Origin of the sequence: Kitasatospora sp. GP82 (genome assembly GCF_029892105.1) — a bacterium.
Taxonomy (GTDB): domain Bacteria; phylum Actinomycetota; class Actinomycetes; order Streptomycetales; family Streptomycetaceae; genus Kitasatospora.
Window position 1 is genome coordinate 1 of sequence record NZ_JARZAJ010000092.1, and the last position, 7,591, is coordinate 7,591.

7 protein-coding genes and 1 pseudogene are annotated in these 7,591 nt (G+C 67.1%); 6 read left to right on the top strand and 2 right to left on the bottom strand.

Annotated features, from left to right (window positions below; genetic code table 11):
• The 3 genes from P3T39_RS36795 to P3T39_RS36805 form a co-directional block, all read left to right on the top strand.
• Positions 1–577: hypothetical protein (locus P3T39_RS36795; RefSeq protein WP_280703677.1), on the top strand; the 577-nt coding region annotated here is incomplete at its 5' end.
• Between the two features lie 53 nt (positions 578–630).
• Positions 631–1,563, top strand: coding sequence for an endonuclease/exonuclease/phosphatase family protein (locus P3T39_RS36800; RefSeq protein ID WP_280703678.1), 933 nt, complete (start codon positions 631–633; stop codon positions 1,561–1,563).
• 734 nt (positions 1,564–2,297) lie between these two features.
• Entirely contained in the window at positions 2,298–2,852 is a 555-nt protein-coding gene (locus P3T39_RS36805) for a hypothetical protein (RefSeq protein WP_280703679.1), read from the top strand.
• Between the two features lie 19 nt (positions 2,853–2,871).
• Here the strand turns inward: P3T39_RS36805 and P3T39_RS36810 are convergent.
• A pseudogene (locus P3T39_RS36810) lies at positions 2,872–3,084 on the bottom strand (IS5/IS1182 family transposase); the annotation flags it as partial.
• 330 nt (positions 3,085–3,414) lie between these two features.
• Here P3T39_RS36810 and P3T39_RS36815 point away from each other — a divergent pair.
• The 3 genes from P3T39_RS36815 (at position 3,415) to P3T39_RS36825 (ending at position 6,248) form a co-directional block, all read left to right on the top strand.
• A complete protein-coding gene (locus P3T39_RS36815) occupies positions 3,415–3,981 on the top strand; it encodes a phosphotransferase (protein ID WP_280703683.1) in 567 nt (188 codons plus the stop codon).
• Between the two features lie 1,263 nt (positions 3,982–5,244).
• Positions 5,245–5,781: a hypothetical protein gene (locus P3T39_RS36820; RefSeq protein ID WP_280703680.1), complete on the top strand. Its 537-nt coding sequence runs from the start codon at positions 5,245–5,247 to the stop codon at positions 5,779–5,781.
• Positions 5,781–6,248, top strand: a complete 468-nt coding sequence (locus P3T39_RS36825; RefSeq protein WP_280703681.1) for a MarR family transcriptional regulator — start codon at positions 5,781–5,783, stop codon at positions 6,246–6,248. The genes P3T39_RS36820 and P3T39_RS36825 overlap by 1 nt, the downstream gene beginning before the upstream one ends.
• Before the next feature lie 795 nt (positions 6,249–7,043).
• On the opposite strand, the gene P3T39_RS36830 is transcribed toward P3T39_RS36825, so the two are convergent.
• On the bottom strand, positions 7,044–7,591 hold a 548-nt coding region (locus tag P3T39_RS36830; RefSeq protein WP_280703682.1), incomplete at its 5' end, for a hypothetical protein.

Genomic DNA, 7,591 nt, shown 5'->3' on the forward strand with positions numbered 1-7,591 from the left:
ACGGATCCTGCTGGAGCGAAGCGGCCAGGCCCAGGAAGTCCCCGACACTGGCCAGCCGTTGGCCGCAGGGTGGCTGCCCGCCGTCGCCGGCGCCGCCCTCGCCCTGCTGACCGGCGCCGACCCGAAGCACGCCGACCTGTCCTACACCGGAGCCGGCCGCACCGACCTCTACCTCGGCCGACACGGCAACGACGCCCTCTACCTCCGCGTGCAAGCAAGCAACCAGATCGCGCCCCGCACAGCCGGAGACAAAACCGCGGTGCTCACCCTCACCGGCACCGCACTCCTGGAGGGCTACACCGACCAGGCGCACATCGACTCCAACGAGCCGCAGTACGTCCGCGAGTTCCGCCCCGAGAGCATCTACTTCTGCTACCCGGGCACGCCCTATGCCGTCGAACTGAGCAGCGACGCCTGCCAGCTCGTCGTCTCGCGCGGCCCGCTCGCCAGGTCCGGATCCCAGCTCACTGCCAGCGAGTACCTGGACGGCATGAAGTCGGCCGCAGAACTCCTCACCACCGCCCTCCAACCGGCACAGAACCGGGCTGGTCGGCTTCCCGCCAGCCACAACGACTGACGGCACGTCAACCGCAGTCTTCACACTCAATCGCGAACACCCGAGGGGAAGAGATGTCCGAACCTGACCTTGTGGTCGGTGTAGTGAACGTCGAGCACGACGGGCTCGACGGAGGCCAGGACAAGGGCCGCCTGGAACGGGCATGTGCCATCCTGCGCGCGGTCGGAGCCCAGCTGGTGCTGCGGCAGGAGCTGAAACCCGGCCACGGGAACCAGTGGCTGTACCGCAACGCGCGACTCCTGGGCGGCCTGGTACCGCTGGTGGCACCAGCCACACCGGAGAGCCCGAACGCGACCGGAGTGTTCTACGACCCGAAGGTGTTCGCGCCGGATGCCTTCTACACGCACGTCACCAACTTCTGGCACCCGCAAGCCGCACCAGCACTGCGCTTCGAGGACATCGAGGTGCCGATCGCAGTGGTCTCCTTCCACCTGTGCCACTACGACGACAAGACACGCGGAACCGAAGCGAACGGCCTCACCCGACTCATCAAACGGGACCGCCGGGGCCCGGTCCTCATCGGAGGTGACTGCAACTCACCGGTCCACCGGCCACAGGACGAGCTCGGCCCGCTGAAGAACTGGGACGCCCCGCCCGGGCACCCGGAATACATCGCGGACCGCAGCAACTACGTCCACCGCACCACCCGCGTCTGGGACGGCACCAAGTGGATCCGCGTCCACGACGACGGCCCCGACGAAACGCTCATCACCGCCGGGTACGTGGACGCCGCACACTACGCCGCCCACACCCTCCACCAGAAACAAGCGCTGCGGCCGACCGCCAGCCTGTGGCGCACCGACCAGGGCCCGCGTCAACGCATCGGCCGCGCCTACCTGAGCCCCGAACTCGCGCAATGCCTGATCAAGGTCGAGGTCCTGGACCAAGGAGAAGCCGCCGCGGTCTCCGACCACGCCATGCTGCTCCTGCACTTCAACCGGGCCAAGGTCCGGGCGATGCTCCAGCAGTGGGCCCTCACCGCGTAATAGATGCCCGTCGCTGGTCCCAGGCAGACCTGAGGCCGCCGACGGGCCGGTCCTGAACCACGGTGAGACACCTGCACCCTTCGGGCCAACCCTCCGCGCCACCTCGCATCGCAGCCCAAGTCCCACTCCGGCTACCCGAAGGCTGCGGTGTCTGAGTCGCACAGGACCGCGCGGCTGCCGAAGAGAGGGCGTTCCGGCCGACGGCACAGAACTGCGACGCTTGGTACGTGCTTCCGGCCGACGCCGGGAAGCGCGTGTCCGCGTTCTGGAACCTGCCTAGCCGCGCGGTCTCCGATCGCTCGACGCCGGGCGTGCACCTCGCCGGCTGACTCCGATCACCGCGACACCGGCCTCGAGGAGGGCATGATGATCAGCTCGAACCGACGGCTGGGGCCGGCGCCGCGCCCACACCTACAAGACCCCCGAGGCCTTCCAAGAGGACGTCGGGCTTGCTGGCGTTGACCGCCATTTACCCGAGCAGGCCAGGGCGCGGCTAGGGCGCGTATCGAGTCGTGATCAATTTGCGGATTCGCCCTCGCGGTGGGGCGTGATCCGGTAAATCGTCTTGCATGACTCGAGTGCAACTGCCGGACGCGGAGTTTGCGGGGAGGGCGGGAGCGGCCCTGACAACACCGGATGTGCCAGTACTGCCAGATGGTGCGGACCCGGTAAGCGTGCTGGAGAGGAGTGCCACCACTGCCCCTACCGCCGAACAGCGCGTAACGTGTCCGGGCATGACGCTGCTGCCGGACCTGCCTCAGAACACGCTGCTGCTCGACCTGCTGCGGGAACAGGGCGTTCCGCAGGAGCACGGTGACTTTGCCTACGAGGGGTGGGAGCTGCACACCCACCCCGATCTCGTCGAGAGACTTGAGGAACTTGCTCCCCACTGGCCGGTCCTGGCGACCTTCGGCATGCCGGTGCTGGCAGCCAAGGGCATCGCCGCGGTCGTCGCCCGGGGCATGGGCATGCTGCTGGTGCGCCTTCCCGAAGCGCCGCCCGAACTCCTGAAGCCCGCAGCGCCCTGCCCGCCCCTGACGGATCCGGGCCGGGGCTGGTACACGGTCTGCCCCTGGCAGAGCGAGCTTCGCTCGGCGGAGTCCAAGCGCCTGCTGTCACTGCTGGTCCAGCATGCGCTCTCGTACACGGCGAGCCTGTCGGAGGACGGCAGCACCGACTGGCAGGGCCGCCCGGTTCCGGCAGCGGGCGAGCGCAGCGGCAAGGCCAAGGGCAGACGGCCCAGCAAGGACAAGAGCCGCCGGCAGGGCGGCCGCGGACGGCGGCGCTAGGGCGCGTGTTGAGCCGTGATCAATGGGTGGCCCGGGTGAGGTCTTTGATCCAGATCATCGAGGCGCGCAGGTGGAGGCCGGCGAGGTAGCTGTCCGGGATCTTGTCGTATCGGGTGGCGATGCCCCGCCAGGCCTTGAGCTTGTTGATCAGCCGCTCGACAGTGTTCCTCTCCTTGTAGAGGTCGGCGTCGTGGCCCACCGGCCGACCACCCCTGGAACTCTTCTTCCTCCGGGTCGTACTCGCCGATCGGCAGATAGGGCTCGATGAACTCCCACTCAGCATCCGACAGTTGCACTCGAGTCATGCAAGACGATCCACCGGATCACACCCCACCGCGAGGGCGAATCCGCAAATTGATCACGACTCGATACGCGCCCTAGTCAGCCTCGTCAGGTCGACACGCTGACGCGGGATGACTACGCACTGGTGTATGTCCACGACCCTGGGCCAGCACCGGGCAGTCAGGCAGCAGACCAAGAGTGTCCCCACGACCACTGCCGGGCGCCCGCTACGCCCTGGATGCAGGCGAGGCGGTAGTCGGCCTCCGCCCTGGCCGTCGCGATCCACGGCGACTGTGGCCCCGGCAACACCATGGCCACCCCTTGCGGCCCCCACCTGATCGACCTCGAACGCCTCTCGATCGGGCACCGCGAGTGGGACCAGGCCACCGCGGCCTGGCACGTCGACACCTTCGGCGCGCTGCCCGACAACTACGCCGCATTCCGGCAGGCGTACCAGGCCGACGTCACCGAGTGGCGCGAGGGCTACGCACTGATCCGCGACGTCCGCTCCCTGTGCGCCGCGCTCTTCTCCCTGCGCCACGCGAGCGCGAGAGGTCAGCCCCACCTTGTGGCCCACGCCCCGGGCGCCGTCGCCCACACGCAGCTCCACCCCCAGCCGCTGGATGCGGTACGCCTCCTCCGGGCTCACCCCGGTCCGCCGTCGACTGAGCAGCACCTCGGGCAAGCGGTGGCCCTCAGCACGGTGCAGACGCCGCGCCTCCTCCATCAGCCAGCCCGGCTCGGGAACCACCATCACAACTGTTCGCCTCCAAGAGCGTCGGAAACAGGTCTTCGATTCAGGGCTACGCCAGGGAACGGACGGATCAGGCCGCCCGACGACGACTAGGACACGGACCTCTGTCCGAGCCGTGCATGCAGCTGATAGAGAGTCAACTCCGGGTCTGCCGGGCTCTCTGGTGCCGTGACTGGGTGCCAGAGACTGGCGCGGGGGCCACATATAGGGGCCGCGGACACGAAGGCCGGGACCCGGACGTTTGGTGCAGGGCATGATGGTTTCGCCGGGTGGCATCGGAGAACTGCTTACCGCTCTACGGGCCCGGACTGGGCTGAGCCGGGAGAAGTTCGCCCACCTGCTGCGCGAGCGCTGTGACGACGCCTACTTCGGCCCGGGGGCCTGCCCCCGAGACCCCCGCCAGCGCCAAGGGCGCGCTGGACCGCCCATCCATCCGGGGGGCTCCTCCCCCCGGTCCCCCCACCAGCCCTGCGCGGGCTGGACATGCGCTGCCGCCTGCCCTGCTCGTCCTCCGCTTCGCTACGGACAAGCACCCCTCGGGCGCAGTGCGCCCTCGGTGGGCAGTTGCCGTCAGAGTCGAAAGCTCGCGTCCGTGCGAAGGGCAGACTCCTTCCACCACCTGGTGTCAACGCTGATACGACCTGTCACTTATCGCAGGTCCAGCCGCTGTTAGAGCCCACGGAGCTTCGGCAAATCTCCAGTCACGTTGGAGAGTTGGCGCCTGCTACTAGGACGAGGTCGTAGGGTCCCAGACTGGGTAGCCAAAGCAGCTCGGTAGGGCACTGTGTCCACTCTCAGTGCTGATGAGCACGAAAAGGGCCCCCTGGGCCCGGTTCCGGCGGCAGCCGGAATTTCGTGATCGGCGTGGTAAGCGGGCTGACCCGGTGACGGCGATTGGCGTTGACCTCAGCCCGGGCTGCGGAAGCGGCATGGGTAGTCAGTTTGCATGGTGGCCGGGGCATGTTTCCGGGCGAAGTGTCAGGCACGTTGGCAGGGAGTGGGGTTAGGGTCGGTTTGGGATGGAGAGAGAGTCCTGGTATGCGCCGGCTCCAGGTGCGCCGACCGTCAGGTCGGCGGTAGTGAGGGGCAGCAGGCACACGGCTACTCTTGGAAAAGAAGGCGACAAGCCTCTGACCTGGGGAAACGCGAAATTTGTATCAGGCATTAGGGGAATACATCGCGTCGGCGTAGAGCGAGTTGTATTCCCCCAATACCGCGATGCATCTCAGCCGGTCGCCACTGCCACCAGTGGCTCGCGGACGGCCGAGACACGACGGAGGTGCAGATGCATCACGAAACATATGAGCCCTGATATGTTGTCGCGTGATCTACCGTCATCTGGAGAAGGGAGAGCCGATGGCCAAGAAGCCATCGGGGCGCAGCCGGGCGGAGGACTCCTTCGCACAGGGCCTGGCCGACCTCATCGGCAGTGGTCTTGAGCAGCTGCGGGCGCAGAACCCGAGCGTCGGGTTCACGCTGGTCGCCGACTCCGACAAGCCGAGGAAGCCGGCAAACACGCACGGAGGGTCGTGGGTGGCCACCGACCGGGAGCTGCTCGCGAACGTCTGGAGGTTCGAGTTCTCCTCGCGAGAGCGGGCCGTCCTGGACATCATGACGGCGGAGATCAACGAGGATGGCCAGTGGCACGGCAAGCAGTCCGAGCTCGCCACCCGGCTCGGGTGCTCGCAAGGCTCGGTGTCGAAGGCCATCAGTAAACTGGAGTCGACGCACTTCGCCTGGAAGATCATCAGGTGCCTCTATCAGGTCAACCCCGACTGGGCCTTCGGATGGGGCACCGAAGCACACCTCCGCTCTATCGAACGCCTCGGCGCGGCGGTCATGGACATGAAGCGGATTAAGATCCCGTACGAGAGCACGAGGAAGGCGGCGTGATGACATCACCGGCCCACACCCCGAGCGCGGCGTTCTGGTTCAACAGCATGGCCTTCGAGTACCTGCCGAATGCTGGCCTCACGCCTACCGAGCGGGACGTGCTTGACATCCTCCTGGCGCGGCAGGAGCCAGGCGGCGTCGTGGAGATCACCCAAGCTGAGCTCTCCAAGCGCCTGGGTGTCCTCCAACCAAACATCAGCAAGGCCCTCGGCAGGCTGTCGGATCTGGGGATCATCGACCCGCCCGAGATCCGGCGGCGGGGTCGTGTCCTGCTGCATCGTGCGCTGGCTGCGTACGAGGGGCCAAGGCAGGCGATGGCCGCGATGAACGATCCGACGATCCCAGACTGGCCGCTGAATATCCCGACCAGCCCGACCCGGCCAGCCCGCACATCCTCTCCTACGTCGTCCGCCTCCAAGACCAAGGCCAAGACCAAGCCTGGGCCGCCGAAGCTGCGTCTCGTCTGAGCTGCGCGTATCGCGAACCATATGCGTGCTGATATGTATTGACATCCGGGATGCCCTTGACCTGCGGGATCTCTGATCCCGGGGATAGAAGCATTCCAAAGTATATGAGATTTGATATATAGCGTTGCGATCGTTGCTTGCTTCGATCGCCCCTCGCTGTGACGTCGACCGATACGTCGCCATCGTGGATCGACAGTTGGCCAGCTTCTCGTGGAGCAGACCGACCATGGATCGGGTGCGTGAGCTGCGGCTGGCCCATCTACCGGTGGACCCGGTCTCGCGAACGGTCTATTTGCTCGGCGAGCTCGCCTAGTGCGACCTGTGGTTCCCGCCAGCCGATATCCCGCTCGGCTACGGCCAGGCGGGGCGCCCGCCGGTCCTGGGTATCGTCTCCGGCTACTCGCGGATGATCACCGCCCGGATGATGCCCTCCCGGCAGACCGGTGACCTGATCGACGATCACTGGCGCCTGCTCGCCGGCGGCTGGGGAGCTGTCCCCAAGACGCTGGTCTGGGACGACGAGACGGGCATCGGCAAGGGCAGGCTGATATCCGAGTTCGCCGCGTTCGCAGGCCTGCTGGCGGTCAAGGTCCACCTCTGCCGGCCACGCGACCCGGAGGCGAAGGGCCTGGTCGAGCGAGGGAACGGCTATCTGGAGACCAGCTTCCTACCCGGACGCGTATTCACCGGCCCGGACGGGTTCAATGCCCAACTGACGGCCTGGCTTCAGGTTGCCAATCGGCGTCGACGTACAGGGCAAAGTCAAAGTGCTCAGGCTCGTACAAACCAACGTGCTCACGACGGATCGTGGTTCGAGTCTTCCTCGCTCGTGATGTTGAGAGCTCCGTCGTGCAGGACGAAGTGGCGGGCGGCATTGTCGTCAACTGTGACGCGGGGATGGCTGGTGCCCTGGAACGCCTGGGTCTGCAACTGGAAGTGGGCGGGGTTGGCGCCCTGCACGGCGCGCAGGCGCCAGGGGGTGTCTTCAGCGCTTTCGGGGTGAGGCGGCACGGCCAGGTGCACGAGGGCGGAGGCGTTGTGGTGGGTGCCGTAGCGCGTGTGTGCCGAGGTGTACGTGGCCAATCGGAGCTCGGCCTCCGGCGGACCGGGGGCCGCCGAGGGGTCTGGAGCAGGCTGTTGCGTTGTGTTGGCGGCCTGGTGTGCTTGCGCCTGGTCACGGAGGCTGGCGAGGAAGTCCGGTTGGTGGGCCGTCTCTCGCAGCACCATGGTGAACCAGTCGGCGAGGGCTGGGCCGCTGTGCCGGGCCCAGGTGTCGATCAGTCGGCGGAAGGCGGCTTCGCGGCGGTGGGGCAGGCGGTGCGCGCCTGCGGCGAGGATCGCCG

Excerpts from the sequence above, each read along its gene's own strand:
- P3T39_RS36800 (WP_280703678.1), top strand. The coding sequence starts at position 631 with ATGTCCGAACCTGACCTTGTGGTCGGTGTAGTGAACGTCGAGCACGAC.
- P3T39_RS36825 (WP_280703681.1), top strand. The coding sequence starts at position 5,781 with ATGACATCACCGGCCCACACCCCGAGCGCGGCGTTCTGGTTCAACAGC.
- P3T39_RS36820 (WP_280703680.1), top strand. The coding sequence starts at position 5,245 with ATGGCCAAGAAGCCATCGGGGCGCAGCCGGGCGGAGGACTCCTTCGCA.
- P3T39_RS36805 (WP_280703679.1), top strand. The coding sequence starts at position 2,298 with ATGACGCTGCTGCCGGACCTGCCTCAGAACACGCTGCTGCTCGACCTG.